This is a genomic window from Sutcliffiella halmapala (genome assembly GCF_050107295.1).
Lineage (GTDB): Bacteria > Bacillota > Bacilli > Bacillales > Bacillaceae_I > Sutcliffiella_A > Sutcliffiella_A halmapala_A.
In genome coordinates this window covers 1-362 of the sequence record NZ_JBNIKR010000037.1, presented here as the reverse complement: position 1 = coordinate 362, position 362 = coordinate 1, and the positions used below count along the sequence as shown (strand labels likewise).

Sequence of the window (362 nt, the reverse complement as noted above, 5' to 3'; positions counted from 1 at the left end):
GTGCGGACGGGATAAGTGCTGAAAGCATCTAAGCATGAAGCCCCCCTCAAGATGAGATTTCCTTTTGCTTCGGCAAGTAAGATCCCTGAAAGATGATCAGGTAGATAGGTTCGAGGTGGAAGCATGGTGACATGTGGAGCTGACGAATACTAATCGATCGAGGACTTAACCCAAAAACAATGAACGACACTTGTGAATCTTGGTAAGAAAAAACGTTATCTAGTTTTGAAGGAATATCCTTCAACTGAATATGTCTGGTAATGATGGCGAAGAGGCCACACCCGTTCCCATACCGAACACGGAAGTTAAGCTCTTCAGCGCCGATGGTAGTTGGGGGCTGTCCCCCTGTGAGAGTAGGACGT

At 47.0% G+C, this 362-nt stretch carries 2 rRNA genes; both read left to right on the top strand.

The features are described from left to right. Positions 1-173 (top strand): 23S ribosomal RNA (locus tag ACQCT5_RS22940); the annotation flags it as partial. 80 nt (positions 174-253) lie between these two features. Then, positions 254-362: ribosomal RNA gene (gene rrf / locus ACQCT5_RS22935) — 5S ribosomal RNA — on the top strand; the annotation flags it as partial.